Below are 19,192 nucleotides of genomic sequence, written 5' to 3'. Positions count from 1 at the left end.
CAATATTAATTTGGTTAAAATAAACAATTTAAAATGTTTTTCAGACACGCTCTAGAGCGTGTTTGAAAAATGCTTTTCGAAAGATGTGCGTCACAATTTGTGGAAGATTTTGTCCGGATGAGGGCATCGTAGCGGGCTACGGCAATCGAATTCGGGAAAAATATACCGCAAAATGGGGTGTGCAAATTGTGGAAATGATTTTTCAAACATGTTCTAGAATAGGATTGGAAATTTCTGGCAATAATATACATGCCGGAAGAATAGACAAAGAACAGGAATGGAGTGACTTAAAAAAGCTTCTCCATTCCTACTTTTCCTTTCTCTTACAGATAAGCAGTAAACCGTTGTCCGTAAAGGACAATCAGCTGATTTAATACTTGATTCCAGTTACCTTATTTCAGTTAGATCGTTTCAAACAAATATCTGGATGTCAGATTTTCTATTATTTTTGAATTTAAAACACATTGTTTGGTTTCAAAAGTAAGAATCAACCGATCTTCCTGATAAATATCGTTCATTTGATAAGATTCTATTTTTTGTACTGCTTTTCTTGCATATTCCTGATCATCCATCATTCCTTCATGTTCCCAATAAATTTCCTTTCCTGTTTTTCTGGAAAGTAATGTAAAATCCGGATATACTATGCCATACCCATTCAAATAAAGTGGTTTCTCATATTTATAGAGAATATTCTTTCTGTAAAAATAATCTGCAATTATTTTTTCGGATTTAGATCTTACCCTTTCCCCCTTTTCAGTAAGAATTACCGGTACTCCTTCTTTAAATTCTTTTCCATGATATTCTTCTTCATACCATTTCATAAGTAATTGATTCCATGTTGGTTCTATTGGTGTCACCAACAATTGTCTTTCTTTGTGCATTGATGTATAAATTTTTTCAATTTCATCATCTGTATAGTCCTGCAGTATTTTTCCTATTTGTTTAAGCCTTGCTTCTACTTTTTTCAACACAGTTCTATTATATGTTCTCTGTGCCAGCAGTTTAGGCAGCTCTTTATTCGACCTCGGAATATAAATTTCATTATTACCATCTATACATTGATAATATCGAGGCTTGTTTTTATCCCTAGAAATCCGAAGATGTCCTTCTGGTTCTACACTCATACCCATCCTGGCTTTATCTGCAATTTCCTGCAAATGTTTCTGTTCCTGTAATAGCATATTTCGTAATCCCTGCATATTCTTCTCCTCTTTTCTTAGTTTTAATTGATTAATTTGTGATTGGGGGGATTTATGATTTGAAGTCAACCTAGCTCAGGGAGGGCTTGACTTGATTGGGAATTCTGTGATTCGAAGTCATCTCATCTCAGGGAAGTACTTGACTTGATTGGAAGTTTTGTGATTTTAAGTCATCTCATCTCAGGGAAGTACTTGACTTAATTAGAAGTTTTGTGATTTTAAGTCATCTCATCTCAAAGGAATGCTTGACTTAATTAGAAGTTTTGTGATTTTAAGTCATCTCATCTCAAAGGAATGCTTGACTTGATTAGAAGTTTTGTGATTTTAAGTCATCTCATCTCAAAGGAATGCTTGACTTAATTAGAAGTTTTGTGATTTTAAGTCATCTCATCTCAAAGGAATGCTTGACTTAATTAGAAGTTTTGTGATTTTAAGTCATCTCATCTCAAAGGAATGCTTGACTTGATTAGAAGTTTTGTGATTTTAAGTCATCTCATCTCAAAGGAATGCTTGACTTGATTAGAAGTTTTGTGATTTTAAGTCATCTCATCTCAAAGGAATGCTTGACTTGATTGGAAGTTTTGTGATTTTAAGTCATCTCATCTCAAAGGAATGCTTGACTTGATTGGAAGTTTTATGATTTTAAGTCAAACCAACTTCATAATTTCATTGACTTATTTTGAATTCTTTAGATTTATAGTCATCAGTTAACGGATGTGAATATAAACAGGAAAACAGGTTATAAGCAAGTCCCCCACCCACTGCTTATTGCTTTTGGCAATTAAATCAGGGGACTTGCTTGATTTGGTTAAACAAAATTACTATAGGCAGCAGCAACACCACCATATTAACATATTGTGCCAACAAGTTGATTCTTGAACAATCTTGCGTCTAAATTTCTTAATTGTCGTCACAATAGAACCATGAATCATTCTATACAAACTGTATTCATACAGATTGTATTCGCATAGATTGCATTCATATAGACTGTATTCGCATAGACTGTATTCGCATAAACTGTATTCATCTTTACTATATTCATATTTACTGCAGCCTGATTCCCCATATTTTACAGTCCCTGGTGCCTACAACCGCATAGTTATCGTAGACAGCCGGGGAAGCCTCTATCACACCCTCGCTGACAGATAATACATCTTCCTGTTTACCTGTTTTACCATCAAGAAGGCAGATATCACCTGTACTGTTGCAATAAAGAACCTTTCCTGATCCGTCTTTGTTATAAACGCACACCGGAGAAGACCAGGCATATGAGGAAGAATCCTCCCATGCTTTAGATCCGTCAGATTTTCTCAGACAGGCAAGAACTCCCGATGCATTGTCAGAGGTCTTTGCCACTGTCACATATATATAATCAGCAAGGCTGTTCTTTCCACAGGCAATCGTAGACTGGACTCCACCGGAGACACCGTCATCAGTAGTACATTCATAATCTGTATGCCACACGATCTCGCCGGTTTCTGCATCAATCTTCCAGACAGGGACAGTGGCTGTGTCATAACTTCTCCATCCAAGGCGGAAGGAAGTACTTACATACAGATACAGATGTCCTTTTTCGATTTCCAGAACAGGCGTTGAATTAGAATCATCCAATGTATCCTGAACCCATACCAGCTGAAGAGTGTTCAGATCCAGACACATAAGATTTCCCCCATTATCGGTCATAAATATATAGCCTTTATAGATTGCCGCACTGTCTTCCATTCCAAGCCAGAAAGACTCTGTACTGCTTCTTGTTCCATAGTAGCGCCATTTTACAGTTCTGCCCGGATCAATGGATAAAGTCCCACTGTTCAGATCATATTTTGTATTCAGCCTGATCAGATACAGGATTCCGTTCTCTCCCGGATAGATCAGGGTATCTGTCTCTGCATCCACAAGTGCTGATCCGTCAAAAAAGCTCAGACTTCCTCTGAGTGAAAACTCATCATTGTCTCCAAAAGTATACATAACACTACAATCCAGCAAGTTTACTACAAATACCTTTGCAGTTCCTTCGTTGCTGTTATATCCGGCGCCAACATACATAATCGGATATCCTCTCGGATCAAGGGCACCCGCACCCTTAAAAGTATATCCCAGATATAATGGGTCACGTGTCTTTTCTCCCGTTCTCAGATCCAGAAAATACACATATCCATCCATACAGGCATAAATCACCTCAACCAGTTCATCATCTGCCTTTGCTTTCTCTGTCATATTCATATGTGCTTTAACTTCTTTTGACCATTTCATCATAAGCGGCTGTCCTGTCCAGCCACTTCCTGTCCAGACTGCACTGCCCGAAGAAAGAGAACCTGTATCTGCAGACCATAGTTTGTTCAGCCTGAAATCAGTCATATCTGCATAACCATGGGAAGGGGTATCGCGAAAACTGTTTCCGCGAAATGTGACGATCCCATCCACATCTGTATAATCCTGTCCTATATTAAAGGAAATATCACCATCAGCCTTATAATCTCCAATATTTTCAAGTACGTTTCCATCCACCTCAATATTAGTATAGCTGATCAGATTTTCCGGTTTTGTAGAATCCACACAATGAGGCTGAAAATTAATCTCTTTAGTCTTTTTCATTTCAACCACATCTTTGGTTTCTTTAATTTCTTTAGTTTTTTTAGTTTTTTCGATTATCCTGCCTTCTTTTTCCTCATCTGCACCTGAAGCTGATACGGCCTTCACCTTCCCGCTGTCTGTTTTGCTGACAGACAGGAAAAACTTGTTTCCTGCAAACCCAAGCAGAAGTACAAAAATTATAATCCCCCCAGTCTTTATGAGGGTTTTGGGGAAGAAAACTTTTCCACTGCGTTTTCCTGAACTTTTCTGTGATATTGTTTTCTGAATGTAATCCGGTCTTGCAGACTTTCTCCCGGAATCCACGTTTTTCTTCTTATTCATACCTTTCCTCCTAAAAAACATATCATGTGAAATTCACATATAATAATCATGCATAATACATAATAAAATTTATCATACAAGCACAGATAAAGTAACCCCAAAAGCTACAATCTGACAACATACTATCTGACAGCACTCTCGCATACTGCTTTCACAGACACTTCATCTTCTGCCTGGCTGTATCCGGCACATCGATCAGCCCAAAGCAGTAGAACATTCCATAGATATAACTCACTCCGCGGATGTCGCCCAGAGCTTTGGGTCTGTCAACCACAGCTCCCACCTTCTTTATGTTTCTCAATGCCAGCAGCACTGAACTTAACGCCAGACTCTTACTGTTCTCCCTACGGTCGATCCACAATTCCCTTGTGTAGTCTCCATTCCGCCCCTTTCTTACTTCATAAGTGAACGGAAGCCCTGTATAGGTTTTGAAACTCTCACCTGCATAGAGTAAAATAACCTCCCACAGATACTTCTCGTCCAGTGTTTTTCTCAGCTTCTCTACTGCCTGATATCCTTGTCTTTGCTGCATCTCTGATCTTTCCTGCATTCCTTCCTTTTGATCTCACTCCTACTCTTTTGATTTGCACTTACAACTTGTCAGCACGCCCCAATTTATCTTCCTGACTCGGACAGATATATTTATACTCATTTCTGTTTATACTCATTTCTGAGCAACGCAATCTCATGAGTCCATCCCTCATCGTCATTTGGTGTCTCCAGAATAAACGGAATTCCCTCTGTGGCAGGATGATTGATCACGCGGACAAGTGCCTCCAGTCCTATTTCACCTTCTCCGATTCTGGCATGGCGGTCCTTATGGCTGCCAAGGGGATTCATGCTGTCATTTAAATGGATGGCTTTTAGTCTGTCCAGACCTATTATCCGGTCAAATTCTTCAAATACGCTGTCAAGATCGTTTACAATATCATATCCACCATCCCAGACATGACAGGTATCCAGACAAACACCTAATTTATCTTTTAACTCCACCCTGTCAATGATCTGACGAAGTTCTTCGAAATTTCTTCCTACTTCTGTGCCCTTTCCTGACATAGTTTCCAGAAGTACAATCGTACTCTGATCTTTTGTCAGCACTTCATTGAGAATTTCTGCAATTTTACTGATTCCTACTTCTGCACCCTGTCCTACGTGACTGCCCGGATGAAAATTGTAATAATTTCCCGGTGTCATTTCCAGACGTCTCAGATCATCTGCCATGATTTCTCTGGCAAAATCCCTGAGGTTTTCTTTGGCAGCGCAGCAGTTCATAGTGTAAGGCGCATGAGCCACCAGCTTTCCAAAATGATTCTCTTCTGCCAGCTGCCCAAATGCCTGCACATCCTGCGGATCAATGTCTTTGGCTTTCCCTCCTCTTGGATTTCTGGTAAAAAATGCAAATGTGTTACCGCCATTTGCCAGCATCTGCTTCCCCATTGCAAGATATCCCCGGGATGAGCTTGTGTGATTTCCTATATATAACATTTTTTTACTCCTATTCTGTCGTATTTTCACAGTACCAGTTTATAGCAATCCTTTTATCATACATTATGGATTTTCTCAAGATTATCTTTTTCATATCTGCATTATAGCATTTTAACAGATTTTGTTAAACATTTTTACTGTTATAAACAATTTTACGTCAAAAAGACGTTACTGTTCACTCCATTCACAGTAACTTAGCCAAGCAGGAGACAAAAACACCATTGCTTACACCGTTCTCCAGAAGCAGCTGCGCCATGATTTCTCCACAAGTAGTTTTTCCGGTTCCCGGGTTTCCATAGAATATCATGTTATTATGGAGCTTTCTCAGCTTCGGATTCCTTAGCTGTTCTGCAAATATTGCCTGATATTCAAGAGCCATTCTCTTCATATCTTTCAGGCCTGTCATTGTCTGCAGACGGCTTATGGCAGATGGTTTATTCAGATCAAGCTGTCTGAAATCTCCGGGGCGTAAAATTTTGCGGCTGTCCTGCGATTCTTCTGCCGCTTTATCCAGAAACCACGCGATACACTCTTCATCAATTTCGTCTCCTATCCTCGCGTAAATTCGGTTAACGAGTTCCTTGAGGCTCAGCTCTTTCTCTAGACGATAACCTGTCTGCTGCAGCAGCATTTCTGCCAGTTTTTCATAGTAAGAGAGTGTTATCTCTTTCAGAATCAAAACTTCTGCATCATCTCTGATCTGTGCGGAAAGTACCCATGGTTCTTCCCGCTGCTGTGGCATAATCCAGATACATTTCATTTCTGCATTCGCAATTTCAATACATCTTAATTTCTCCCGTACATCTACTCCATCATCAAGCCCCATAAACAGCAGCGTTTCATCTCCTTGTAATCCCTCAACCGCTTTTATGTAATTTACCGGCATTCCTGCCGGAACCTTATACTGTTCTGTAAAATCAATCATTTCACAACCTCCCATTTCTTCCTGTTCTGAGTTTTCCTGTTCTTTCAAATCTGCTACGATATCTGAGAAATAAATCTCCTCTGTATCATCAGCCCGTTCGAACTCTTCCAATTCCTGTGCATATTCATCATCTTCATCATAGTCATACATCTTATTTTCTTCTGACGTTTCTTTTTCGATGTTTCGTTTCATGTTCCATAAGCATGTGGCTGCTTTGACCGCTGTTTTCTCTCTGTCAGACACAAGGAACAGTGTGCTTTTTTTTCTGTTACTTTCTTTCTCCAGAAATTCCCTGACGGATGTAACATACGGAGCATCCAGATCTTTTTGTTGTGTGCAGGAACTGTTCTGAAACCGAAACTGCCTGCGCAGCCCCACTATTCCCTCTCTTTGCATAGACATATAAAATGTCTGACTCTCCTTGAGTACCGGGGCCGTATTAAGCAGGCAGTCATAAAATTCTCTTTTTTTATCCATGATTTTTCTCCTCCTGTAAAAGAATTATCTTTCTTGTAAAATAATCTATCTTTCTGTAAAAAAACTAATTTGTTTTGTCTCTTTCATTTGATGAGTTCATTCTATCAAGCTACTTTGGATAAAATCGTTTTAGATTTTTTATTTTGTTTTTTTTCACAGAAAGATTATGAGGTGATTTTTCATAAAAGAATTCTGCTTTCAGGATAATCTGCACAAAAAAAGACAGATGTGGGAATATCTCTTATCTGCATCTGTCTTTTTCTACTTTATGCTATTTTCTACTCATGAATTTCCAATGGAAGTCCATCCGGATCATGGAAAAATGTCATTTTCTTTCCTGTGTAATCATCCAAACGTACCGGCTCTGTTTCAATTCCTTTCCCATTCAATGCTTTTACTGTATCATCTACATTCTCAACTTTAAATGCCAGATGGCGTAATCCCAATGCTTCTGGATAATTTACACGAGCTGGAGCATTTTTTATGATAAAAAGTTCTATTTCCTGCGGCCCACATGCCAGATCAATCTTGTAATCATCACGTTCTTTTCGATAATTCTCTCTGATCACCTTAAATCCAAGCAGATCCACATAAAAATGTTTTGATTTTTCATAATCGCTTCCAATAATTGCAATATGATGAATGGTATCGAACATAACTCTCTCTCCTCCGTTTTTCATATGTTGATACATATTTTCTTACATTTTATCACAGTAACGATATATGTGGAATAGTCATTCCTTATTCTGCTTCTTTCAGTTCCTTACTCAGCTTTGATGCAAAGTATTTTATACTATTCGCATCCAGTCCAAAGGCTTTCAATATTACTTTCTGGTTCGCTGTTACTGCATGATCCAGACGGTATATATTGTCTAACTGACGTACCATTTCTATTTTTTCCAGCTCTTTTATTGCCGCCGGTACAGTCATATAGTTCAGTTTCTTATCCAGTTTTTTCATTTCTCCTTTTAGTTTTATATACATCTTGCAGCGCACTATCATGGCTACAAATTCAACAAATATCTTCGCTCTTGCTGATTCTTCTGAATACACCCGGATGCTCTTATTCCCCAGATATGATTTGTCTCCGCGGAATAGTTTCTCCGATACATCCCTGCTCTTATACAGTTCGATTGCTTCTTTCGCACTCATCTTTTCCGATGTAACGATACAAAAATATCCTGCCAGATTCAGTTCTCTTTCTACCACACTGCACCGTTCTTCCGGTAGTATAAAAGCCTGGCTCTTTTCATCATAATGAAGGTTAAAATACTTCTCAAATCCAGGACCGAATTCCTTTACCTTATTCTGGTGCTTTTTCAGATACTGCGTCATCTGGTTGATCCGTTTTTCAATCTCTATCCGTTCTGCGCTTTCTTTTGAAATGCTATGATACAAATGAAAATAACGCTCTTTTTTATCACTTGCATACAGTTTGTGCCGTATTGTCTTTCCGTAAACTCCATATTCATAGATATTGTTTACTCGCTTATTTTCAAATGTCCCTTTATTTTCCAGGATCAGTTCATTCACAAGGGCAGACATCCCTTTCACCATGATAACAAAACTATACCCACATTTGTCCATATATTGTATATTCTCGCAGCTGAAATAACCTCTGTCCAGAATGAAGCCGATCTTCTTATAACCATATCCGGATGCTTTATCCAGCATGAACTGAAGCTGGGAGATATCATTCAGACTTCCTGGATATTTTTCATAAAATAATGGTTCCTGATTATGAGTGTCATACGCAACTGCATAATTAAATACCGGCTCTCCCATATCTACTTTCGGATGCCCAAATTCGACCATTTCTATATCTCCGGCCTGACAGTTTTTATTCGTTGAATCATAAGAAATATAGATCTTTTCGCGGTAATTCCGTGACTCATTCCATGTATTCAGAAAGCCTGTACTCTGGTCATCTGTTACTGAATTCAGAAAATCTGATACGGTTGAATCACTGTATTGTTTCATCTTTTCCGTAAAAAGCGGATGGTCATATGTATAATCCGGATAATACTGTGCTGCATTATTTTCTGCTATGATTGAATAAACCGCCAGATCTAAAAACAGCCCTATATCACGCGATCTAAAATACTTTCCAAGGATATCGTTCAAGCTGCATTCTTCTATAATCTTACGCAGTACAAAGTATGCTCCTACCCTGAGACAGCTGCTTCTGGAAGTCCTACTTTTGCTTTCCGGAAGCTCTGCATCAGGGAAATATTTCAGGAAATTTTGATTCGGTTTCATGAATTCCGGATCTGTATCTGACAGTTTTCCGATTGTTACTCTTTTGGGAAAAGTATACTTCCGGGATGGATCATAAACCCGGTCATACTCATACTCTATATATACAACATTTGACTTTTTTCTTCGTGTGATCTTGCCTTTTACGGTTGGTACTTTCACTAAAAAATCCAGATACATAGCGCCTCCTTTTAGGCGGTTATCCACCTAAAATAATTGTACTATATTTCTCGACTGTCTGCAATGGAAAAGCGCAGAAAACCGGGATTTTTTATGATTTTATTTCGCTCTTTTTTCTTTAGGCTGAAAAATTACTGGAAATTCACACTGAAAATCCCTATTTTTCAAGGCTTTTTACAACCTGCCATTTTTTGAGTGTTACTTTTTCAGGAAGTTAAGGATCTTACTATACAACATGAAATTGATATACCTCTCCTTCGCTTGAATTATAGACTATTCCATAAGCATATCCATAATGGTCTAGATTTTTACATATATAATCAGCTATATCTTCGCCATCTTCTATAGATTCCAAATTATATTCTTCATAAAACCAACTTGCAATTTCAGGAAATGACAATCTGTAATTTTGTTCTCTTATGTATTGAATGAATTTTTCAGAAATATCCTTAATATATTTATGTAAAAACTGCTCTCCTGTTTCCGATAATTTATATCTTTCTCCTTTCAAAACAGCATACCCTTCTATTACAAATTCCTCTACTTCTGGATAGTTCTCAACTTCGTCTTCTAAATATCCACAAGGATCTTTATAAAAATCCAAGATCAAACCTATTATTTTTCTTAATGATAATTCGTCTAAATTTGGCATATAACATATATCCTTTCAGTAATAATTCTACTTAAAACCAATTACATTTTTTTCTTGTTTTCTAAATATTTACATACTCTCTCAACCTCATTTGTCATATATTTTATTTGATCAACAGGTGGAAATTCTACTCCATGCACCATCAAATTTCGATATCTTCTTAATTCAAGAACTTTTTTCAACTCACTATCTGGAAAAATACGCTTTAAATTATTTACACTAAAAGGTGAACGCGTTCTTATGTTCTGATTTACTGTTAATTTTGATACAAGTTCCTCTAAATGAATCCATTGTACCATAAATTCTCCCATCGCTTCTCTTAATTCAATGTCTGAACTTAGATCTGAAGATTTCAATTTAGAATATATCATATAACGTTTATCATTTCCCATTATTATATTATCTGAAATCTGATCACATAACGATCTTACATCTTCATTAAATGTTAATGGAGTTAAATATGGAGCTAAATCAGAGGAAGTATTTACATCGCATTGCTTCATTAGTCTGAATAATAGCTCTACATTTCCTAATTGCTGTCTTTTATTTTTAAGCTTATCTCCATATTTGTCATAAAGATAAGACGCCAAATCATATTGATTATTAAACATTTTTTCTTTAAGAATTCGAGCTGTTCCTGCAATCTGCAAACGTTCAAGTGCTATTTCTCCCGCCAGAACCAGTCCGTTTAATTCATCCAGGATTGCCAATTCCTCTTCTGACAGAGTTCCATTCAGTGGCTTATATACTAAATCATGTTCAACCTCTGACCATGCATGCATTAAGACAGATGCAACCTGTATTTCGGTTTTTGAATTTACATATCTTTTTTGAGTATCCTGTAAGGAATTGTCTTTTAGTTGAACTCTATAATGTCTTGCCCAATAACCAGAAAACCGTTTATTATAATTCGGTGTTTCTTTCTCTTTCGGGAATAATTTAGGTTCTTCAAGAAGAGTAAAATTTTCCCTTATTATATCTCCAGCTTTATCACGGTCTTTTGGAAAGTACAATGCCACACGAACTCCTGACAAATCGCAAATATCTGAATAAATATCATCCAAACTCGAATATTTACTATCACGCTCTTCATTTCGCTGATATAATTTTGCTAACAAACGCTCTGGATTTTTTGCACGATATGTAACAATAGCCCTGATTCCTGCCTCATGCAGACTACTCTCCATTTGCTGAGCTACCAGTTTACTTACCATTTCATAAAAATCATATTCTTTTTTATAGTGTTGTACAAACTCTTCAATAATCCCCATGTATTTTCCACCAATCTTCACTTTATTAGTATATTCTCACGCTTTATAATTTTTTTGTAAAGCTTTCACTACTAACTCTTATAGAGCCTGACCTTGGCATCCGTCAATATCACATTTTTTTAATCCCATCCATATAAAATCCGACATATATCACCAATATCGTATTATTCTCCGCATCAAGTTCGCCAAGCTCTGTCTACGCAATACTCTGTAATATTACCCCGATACCACATATAAACGTATTTTCTCCTATAAATCCTACAGGAAATTCTTCTATACATGTGTCTGTAATCTTCAAACCTTATCCCACTTTCCCCTTTTTTATCTTTGATTTGTTTAGAGAAGTTTTTTCTGGAAGTTCACATTTAATCATCCATGATCACTTATTTTATGATCACGTTCAATTCTCAAAATTCGAAATCTGTCTTCCTTACGATATCCAAAGCATCTCAGTACACTGCTAAATCTAAACTTCATAATCGTTTTTCCCTTATATTTCCTTCCAGAAAACCAATTTTCATTTTCACTTCCCGGCGTATATTTTTTATACTCCAAACCATCATCTACTGCGATTGTTTCCCATGAATTATGTTGTATAAATTTATCTAATGTGGAAATGAGTTCCCGGAACTCATTTTTTTCCAAATATTCCGGACCATACTTTGTCTCCAATAAACTACAGTCAATGCGACTGCCCTCATACCTGATCTGCAAAAATGTTTTTCTGTCAATGTTCAAAATATTTCTATGTTTTTCTACTAAATATTGAGGACTATGTACGGATATTATAGAACATTCTTTTTCATTATTATAAACAGACAATTCACAATCCTTAAATATGTCCATACAAAACGATAACAGAGTTCCCCTTCTCACCACAGCTTCTGCCAATGAAGTTGCAGAAACATCTTGACCATTCCATTCAAATTTTTGCTCTATATCATGAAACGGATTTCTATCCCACATAGGCTCCTCATAAATTTCATTATCCAATTTTATTTTAAACTTTAACAGTTCATCCGAAACTCCATAATTTTTCATTTGACACAATTTCACAGTTTCTGTCACATTGCAGTTATAAAAATCCATAGTTTTATATATCTGCATATCAGCACCACCATTTTGATGGATTAATTCTATACACTTAACCATACAGGCCAGTGATTTTAAAAAAGAATCAGTGTCTTTAAATTGTCCACACAGAGACAGTTCATTCAACAGAAAATCCATATTACCACCCTAAAATGACATTTAAATCTTTGTCTATCTGATCAAAAAAGCCTTCTGCATTATTCAAAGCCTTTCCATCTCCATTAACTGGTATTTTTATCGGAATACTACACCCTTTTGTGTCCTGAGTAAATGAATATATATTGACTTTATCAGAATCTATCTGATCCAGACGTATACTTTTTCTAATTCCATTATATATATGGTCACTATGTGTCTCAACAATAATCTGTACTCCACACTGAGCAAGAAAAGCAAGAAATTCAACTAGTTCCGATTGTCCTGACGGATGCAGATGAATTTCAGGATTTTCTATAATCAGTAAATCACCTTCTTTACATGCTAGTGCTGCGATAATCAGCTCCGTTATATATGTCACACCAGTACCAACATTCTTCGGACGCATTTCAAATAAAACTTTCTCATTCCTGTATAACACCTGAATAAACTCTGTCTTTTCTATCTCTCTGGCTTTAACCTGATATCCCATAATCTTATTCAGCCAGAAGTTCACCTGTCCTCCAAAAGTTAGTTTTGATTTTGAATCATATACAAAGTCCCTGTCTTTATCCAGTTCCATTTCATCATATGCATTTAAATAATGAAATACATAATCGCAATTCTTACCAATTACAATTTCATCTCCAAGATACTTCTCATAAGTATCCTTTACTCCAATTCTATCAGAAGAACAGTAAATTAATTTTATTTTTTTCTCCGTTTTTCCTTCTGAGTCTGTTCCCTGCTTAGTTATTTTTTTAGATACTCTGTCTATCTTTCCATCGTATTCATATTCCATATTAAATTCTATTTCACTGCTTCTCACTATTGCATTTAACAGTTCATTCACACTGCCAATGTTCATATACTCCCCACGAAATGGATTATTTCCATCCTGCAGCATTGCAAAAACAGCCTGTATAACACTCGTCTTTCCCATTGAATTACGTCCGGCAAGTAATGTAAAATTATTTAGTTCAAGTGATACAGAATCAAAAGATTTAAAACCCTTAATATCAATTTTTTTAATCATAAATCCTATTTCCTTTTTCAATAAATTTAACCATATCCCTGATGCTCTTATAACTCATATCCCAATTTTCTATTCTATTTTGGGTATCTTTTAAATTAAACACAGCATAAATATCAGACTTATTATAAATCTTTTCATATATATACATAAAACACAAATATTTCATTTTCTCTTCTGTATTTTTGTTTTTAAAAAATAAATTTTGATAAATTCCAAAATAAATCCTGTTAAATTCATTGGACAGATTCTTCAAATCCTTTCTACTCTTATACTCCAGTTTATTCAGAGTTTTTTCCAATAATTGAAATCTATCAAAACGTTCATATTCAAATTCATTTGACAAATCACACACTACAAAATCAACCATCAGATAATGCATCAGATAATACTGTAAATTTAATTTTGTAAATCTGTAATGCCGCGCTTCTTTTATCATATATTTCAAAATATTTATATCATCCCCATGATACAGTACATTCCACACGCTTTGCTCCTGCATCGCAGTCCATTCTTCGACAAACTTACCAACTTGCATATGCATATATCTGGGATTCATATAATCAATTACATATAACATGGCTGTCGAATATAGAATTGTTCGTTCCCAATACCTGTCATAATCAACATTTTTATCATCATTTAAAACATCTCCATGAGCAAGATATTCCAACAAAAAACGAAGCTTATCACTCTTATCCAATATCAAAAGTTCACCCGTCTGAAGTTCTGATGCATACACCGGCGGAAATGGAATACCTCTCAATAAAGCTTTTATTATGTCTTGAACTACTTTTTCCCGTCGCTTCCATGTAGCACACTTTTTTTCATAAAATATAATTTTACCTTGCTTATACCGAAAAAGCATTTCGTCTATATCATATTTTCGCGTATCAATAATTACTCGCTCATTATTATACATGCATCTTCACCTTTGATTATTTTCACTACTTCATCAAAAAAGTCCAAAATCTAATTAATTTCATTCTCGGAGCAGATAAATGCCACGATTCCTCTCTCCATCCTGTTCTCCATAATATCATCAATAAATACTATTATACATAAAGCATCCCTATGAATTCACAACCTTCACAGAAATGCCTTAAAACATTACCTCAACAAAACCCTCAACAGGCATCATTGAACCATCTCTCACCTATTGCTCCCGTTTATCATACCATATTCAAATATTGATTACAAGAATCTGTCCTGAGTTCCGATAGTTTTCTGACACCCTGAATAGATGACTGTCAGTCACGTAAACCTCAACTTTTTCCGTGAATATTATGAACTTATCTACCCTATTCTTTTCTCCCCGACAGCATTAACAATCTATTCCCCAACAAACATCCCAGCATACACCCCAGACTATTATGGATAATATCATCAAACTCAAACAATCCCCTGCAAAGCCAAAGCTGGCTGATCTCAATAGCAGATGATACCGTAATCCCCACAAGCAATCCCATCCACCATTTCAGTTTCCTGCCTGTCACCCCCGGCAATAAAATCCCTGCCGGAAAAAGCAGCAGAATATTCAACAGATTCTCCTGCAATAAGCTACCCTCCGCAGTGCTTCCCAATCTACCACATTTACCAATCCCCAGTATTTCCTTCCACGACCAGAACACCTCCAACTGATACTGCCTGATCCCCGTAGTCCTCGTAAAAACAGTAGAACCAAATACAATCGCCAGAAACGTCAGAAGCAGCAGCCCACAGACCGCCTGCATGACCACTATTTTATGCTGTTTTAATAATACTGCCGCCAGAAATGCAGCAATCAGGAAAACCACTGCAAAAGCAATAATTTCCCTGATCGTCCAGCTCCTGTTATGTGTAACAATAATCTGATAAATATCCACTATCTATCCCCTTATTTCCCGTCAGTCTCTGTAAAAGATATCCCTAGTATACACCTTATCCTTTACATCATCCAGGCTCTTATCATATCTGTTTGCAATGATCGCCTGGCTCATTTCCTTAAACTTCTCCAGATCATTTACAACCCTGCTTCCAAAGAATGTACTGCCATCCTCAAGTGTCGACTCATAAATAACCACTGTAGCTCCCTTGGCCTTAATACGCTTCATAACACCCTGAATAGATGACTGGCGGAAATTATCGGAATTGGATTTCATAGTAAGGCGGTAAACACCCACAACAACTTCCTTCTCCTTAGATGCATCATAAACATCATTCGCTTCATAAGCCCCGGCCAGTTCCAGCACACGCTCTGCAATATAATCCTTACGTGTTCTGTTAGATTCTACAATGGCAGACATCATATTCTGCGGTACATCTGCATAATTAGCCAGAAGCTGCTTGGTATCTTTCGGCAGACAATATCCACCATATCCAAAGGAAGGATTATTATAATGTGAACCAATACGCGGATCCAGACATACACCATTAATGATCTGCTGTGTGTTCAGCCCCTTCATCTCCGCATAAGTATCCAGCTCATTGAAATAGGAAACACGCAATGCCAGATATGTATTGGCAAATAACTTAACAGCCTCAGCCTCAGTAAATCCCATGATAAGGGTATCAATATCCTCCTTGATCGCCCCTTCCTGCAAAAGCCCTGCAAAAGTATTGGCAGCTTTTACAAGCCTTGCATTCTCCACATCTGTACCAACGATAATCCTCGATGGATATAAGTTGTCATACAAGGCCTTCGATTCACGCAGAAACTCCGGGCTGAAAATAATATTGTCACAGTGATATTTCGCTCTCACACTGGCTGTAAAACCAACCGGGATCGTAGACTTGATGACCATTACCGCATCCGGATTATACCGGATCACCAGCTGAATAACCGCCTCCACTGCAGAAGTGTCAAAGAAATTTTTCTTGCTGTCATAATTGGTAGGTGCCGCGATCACCACGAAATCCGCATCCTTATATGCTGCCTCCGCATCCAGAGTAGCTGTAAGATCCAAATCCTTCTCAGCCAGATATTTCTCAATATACTCATCCTAGATTGGAGACTTCCTCTGATTAATCAGATCCACCTTCTCCGGAACAATATCCACAGCCATCACCTCATGATGCTGTGATAAAAGTGTCGCAATCGACAAACCAACATATCCTGTACCTGCTACTGCTATCTTCATATCGTAAAACTCCTTCTACATATAAAATTCTCTGTACCATCCGGCAAATTTTCTCAATCCCTCACGCAGGGAAGTAGATGGCCTGAAACCAAAATCCTCCTCCAGCGCAGTGGTATCCGCATAAGTCACCGGCACATCCCCCGGCTGCATGGGAACCAATTCCTTATGTGCCTCAAAATCATAATCCTCCGGAAGAACTCCCGCACGGATCAGTTCCTGCTGCAAAATATCCACAAACTCCAGCAGATTCTCAGGATGACTGTTGCCAATATTATAGACTGCATACGGCGGAACAGGCAGACCATCCTCTCCCACTTTCTTCTCAGGAGCCGCCTGCATCACACGCTTCACACCCTCTACAATATCATCCACATATGTAAAATCACGCTTGCAGTTTCCATAATTGAAAATCCGGATAGTTTCATTATTGCGAAGCTTATCTGTGAATCCAAAATACGCCATATCCGGACGTCCTGCCGGACCGTACACTGTAAAGAAACGAAGCCCTGTAGAAGTAAGCGCTTAATTGGTTCTTTCCGCACTTAGTTGAAATTGATGTGTTAAAGTTATATAATACATTCAAAATATATTTACCAAGAGGGATATTTATATGGACGAATTTATTAAGTTACTTGACCCAGCCTATGAATTAATACAATATCGCATAAAAGAAGATAAAGTGATTTTTCATATTGCATCAACAATAGCTGAATTAGAATGTCCGTTTTGTGGAAGAAAAACATCTAAAGTTCATTCTATTTATGAAAGAGAAATTCAAGATCTTCCTATGCAAGGAAAAAAGGTCATTCTGTTGGTAGATACCAGGAAAATGCGATGTATGAATCTGGACTGTTCTCATAAAACTTTTTCCGAGAAACATCCATTTGTGGCTGCTAAATCGAAAAAAACGAACAGGTTAATCCAAAATGTTTTATATACATCATCCCAACTAAGCTCGTTGAATGCTTCTAAACTTTTAAAAAGCGAAAATATTTCAGTTTGCAAAAGCAGCATCTGTGATCTGCTTAAAAAAAATGCCATCCATTGTGGATAAATCTTCTGTAAAAATGGTATGTGTGGATGACTTTGCTCTCCGTAAAAGATTTTCTTATGGAACAGTTATGATAAATTTGGAAAATCATCGGATTGTTGATATGATTCCGTCAAGAGATACAAATGTTGTCTGCAACTGGCTGAAAACGTTTCACAATATTGAAGTTATTTCAAGGGATGGAGCCATTACATACGCATCCGCTGCTACAAATTCTCATCCTGATGTCATACAGATTAGTGACCATTTTCACTTGATAAAGGGACTTTCGGAAGTTATCTGTAAATATATATTTCGTGAGTTTCCTGCAAGGGTTGAAATACCATTAACAGAAAGCGTTACGGATGAAATGAAAGCATTATATAACACTGCAAACCGGTCATTGCGTATAAAATTCGCCCATGAAAAACGCAGGGAAGGACTGACCATATCGGATATAGCATTATTGTTACATTCATCACCTAAAACAATCCAAAAATATCTTGCAATTCCAGAAGACCAGATTCCAGAAAGCAAGGAAATTGCCAGGGAACGGCAACACCAGCTGGCAATAAAACAAAAAGAACAGGAAATAAAAGAAGCAAGAGAAATGGCTTTGGCAGGATATCCGATTGAGCAGATTGCATCTCAGATGCACCGTGCCCATAAGACTATACAAAATTATTTAAATCCTGATTTTTCAGTTACAAATGGTCACTATAATGTTCGAATTCCAGGAAAATTAGCTCCATATGAGAACGAGGTAATAAAACTCAGGAGTCAGGGATTAACGTATCCCCAAATACATGATATTATTTGTAAAAAGGGATATACTGGCAGTGTAGCTTCGTTACGAATGTTTATGCAAAAAGAAAGAACACGAATGCATGAACAGAAGGAAACAGAAAAGCCGCATTCTGAATATGTGCAAAGGAAATCCTTATGCCAGCTGGTTTATAAAAAACTCGAGGATATTGGCACAATCACTGTCAAACAGTATCAGGAAGTATTAAAAAAATATCCTTTATTGAGTGAGTTATATACATTAACCAAAGACTTTTGTAATGTCATATTCTCTAAAAATCCTACAAAATTAGATGAATGGATCAATGCAGCACAAAAATATGATATCCCTGAACTTCAAACATTCATAAACGGCATAAAAAAGGATATAACTGCTGTAAAAAATGGAATTATATATTCGTATAATAATGGCTTAGCAGAAGGCAGTGTAAATAAAATCAAAGTCATAAAACGGGTAATGTATGGTCGAAACAGTTTTGAACTATTGAAAGCGAAAGTGCTATTCGGAGAACTTTTTCACATTAAATTCAACTAAGCATGGAAAGAACCAATTAAGCGCTTACTTTCAGTCCTTCGGCTTTCGCCTACTATGACATCATCTGACTCCCTCTCTAAACC

The 19,192-nt window shown here is 37.1% G+C and carries 17 protein-coding genes and 2 pseudogenes; 3 read left to right on the top strand and 16 right to left on the bottom strand.

All coding sequences use genetic code 11. The annotated features are described in order from the left end of the window. Nucleotides 1-14: 14 nt before the first annotated feature. Entirely contained in the window at nt 15-146 is a 132-nt protein-coding gene (locus LI074_RS18000) for a DUF6783 domain-containing protein (protein ID WP_320443425.1), read from the bottom strand. On the opposite strand from LI074_RS18000, the gene LI074_RS17995 reads away from it, so the two are divergent. After that, nucleotides 84-374 (top strand): DUF6783 domain-containing protein, encoded by a 291-nt coding sequence (locus tag LI074_RS17995; protein ID WP_320443424.1) that lies wholly within the window; start codon nt 84-86, stop codon nt 372-374. The genes LI074_RS18000 and LI074_RS17995 overlap by 63 nt on opposite strands. 27 nt (nt 375-401) lie before the next feature. Here the strand turns inward: LI074_RS17995 and LI074_RS15230 are convergent, their stop codons facing one another. The 15 genes and pseudogenes from LI074_RS15230 to LI074_RS15160 form a co-directional block, all read right to left on the bottom strand. Next, nucleotides 402-1,199 carry a hypothetical protein gene (locus tag LI074_RS15230; RefSeq protein ID WP_173698356.1) on the bottom strand — a complete coding sequence of 266 codons (798 nt, stop codon included), beginning with the start codon at nt 1,197-1,199 and terminating at the stop codon, nt 402-404. 1,044 nt (nt 1,200-2,243) lie between these two features. Continuing rightward, complete coding sequence (locus LI074_RS15225; RefSeq protein ID WP_179962987.1) at nt 2,244-4,115, bottom strand: outer membrane protein assembly factor BamB family protein; 1,872 nt, start codon at nt 4,113-4,115, stop codon at nt 2,244-2,246. A gap of 151 nt (nt 4,116-4,266) precedes the next feature. Next, nucleotides 4,267-4,647 carry a hypothetical protein gene (locus LI074_RS15220; RefSeq protein ID WP_020993842.1) on the bottom strand — a complete coding sequence of 127 codons (381 nt, stop codon included), beginning with the start codon at nt 4,645-4,647 and terminating at the stop codon, nt 4,267-4,269. A gap of 116 nt (nt 4,648-4,763) precedes the next feature. Beyond that, nucleotides 4,764-5,600, bottom strand: coding sequence for a deoxyribonuclease IV (locus tag LI074_RS15215; RefSeq protein WP_008704353.1), 837 nt, complete (start codon nt 5,598-5,600; stop codon nt 4,764-4,766). A 184-nt stretch (nt 5,601-5,784) separates the two neighbouring features. Beyond that, nucleotides 5,785-7,002 carry a hypothetical protein gene (locus LI074_RS15210; protein ID WP_173698355.1) on the bottom strand — a complete coding sequence of 406 codons (1,218 nt, stop codon included), beginning with the start codon at nt 7,000-7,002 and terminating at the stop codon, nt 5,785-5,787. Nucleotides 7,003-7,280: 278 nt separating this feature from the next. Next, nucleotides 7,281-7,658, bottom strand: a complete 378-nt coding sequence (gene gloA2 / locus LI074_RS15205; RefSeq protein ID WP_173698354.1) for an SMU1112c/YaeR family gloxylase I-like metalloprotein — start codon at nt 7,656-7,658, stop codon at nt 7,281-7,283. Between the two features lie 85 nt (nt 7,659-7,743). Next, the gene (locus LI074_RS15200) at nt 7,744-9,438 is read right to left on the bottom strand and encodes an IS1634 family transposase (protein WP_173698353.1); all 1,695 of its coding nucleotides are present in this window, start codon (nt 9,436-9,438) and stop codon (nt 7,744-7,746) included. A 226-nt stretch (nt 9,439-9,664) separates the two neighbouring features. Continuing rightward, nucleotides 9,665-10,090, bottom strand: coding sequence for a hypothetical protein (locus tag LI074_RS15195; protein ID WP_173698352.1), 426 nt, complete (start codon nt 10,088-10,090; stop codon nt 9,665-9,667). 41 nt (nt 10,091-10,131) lie between these two features. After that, on the bottom strand, nt 10,132-11,361 hold the full coding sequence (locus LI074_RS15190) for a GTP pyrophosphokinase (RefSeq protein WP_173698351.1): 1,230 nt from the start codon (nt 11,359-11,361) through the stop codon (nt 10,132-10,134). A gap of 369 nt (nt 11,362-11,730) precedes the next feature. Continuing rightward, nucleotides 11,731-12,591, bottom strand: coding sequence for a hypothetical protein (locus tag LI074_RS15185; protein ID WP_173698350.1), 861 nt, complete (start codon nt 12,589-12,591; stop codon nt 11,731-11,733). Nucleotide 12,592: 1 nt separating this feature from the next. After that, entirely contained in the window at nt 12,593-13,624 is a 1,032-nt protein-coding gene (locus LI074_RS15180; protein ID WP_173698349.1) for a DUF3696 domain-containing protein, read from the bottom strand. Beyond that, entirely contained in the window at nt 13,617-14,543 is a 927-nt protein-coding gene (locus LI074_RS15175; protein WP_173698348.1) for a hypothetical protein, read from the bottom strand. Before LI074_RS15175 ends, LI074_RS15180 begins: the two co-directional genes overlap by 8 nt. 379 nt (nt 14,544-14,922) lie before the next feature. Next, a complete protein-coding gene (locus LI074_RS15170) occupies nt 14,923-15,486 on the bottom strand; it encodes a VanZ family protein (RefSeq protein ID WP_173698347.1) in 564 nt (187 codons plus the stop codon). 21 nt (nt 15,487-15,507) lie between these two features. Beyond that, a pseudogene (locus tag LI074_RS15165) lies at nt 15,508-16,740 on the bottom strand (nucleotide sugar dehydrogenase). Between the two features lie 15 nt (nt 16,741-16,755). Beyond that, nucleotides 16,756-17,259, bottom strand: a pseudogene (locus LI074_RS15160) (NAD-dependent epimerase/dehydratase family protein); the annotation flags it as partial. 91 nt (nt 17,260-17,350) lie between these two features. Between LI074_RS15160 and LI074_RS15155 the strand changes: the two are divergent. Both LI074_RS15155 and LI074_RS15150 read left to right on the top strand, forming a co-directional pair. After that, nucleotides 17,351-17,794 (top strand): transposase family protein, encoded by a 444-nt coding sequence (locus tag LI074_RS15155; protein ID WP_243240836.1) that lies wholly within the window; start codon nt 17,351-17,353, stop codon nt 17,792-17,794. Then, nucleotides 17,787-19,109: an ISL3 family transposase gene (locus LI074_RS15150; RefSeq protein ID WP_265107680.1), complete on the top strand. Its 1,323-nt coding sequence runs from the start codon at nt 17,787-17,789 to the stop codon at nt 19,107-19,109. The genes LI074_RS15155 and LI074_RS15150 overlap by 8 nt, the downstream gene beginning before the upstream one ends. The last annotated feature ends 83 nt before the right edge of the window (nt 19,110-19,192 follow it).

The organism is Blautia sp. MSK18_10 (assembly GCF_020553185.1).
Lineage (GTDB): Bacteria > Bacillota > Clostridia > Lachnospirales > Lachnospiraceae > Blautia_A > Blautia_A wexlerae.
This window is presented reverse-complemented; position numbering and strand designations above follow the sequence as displayed.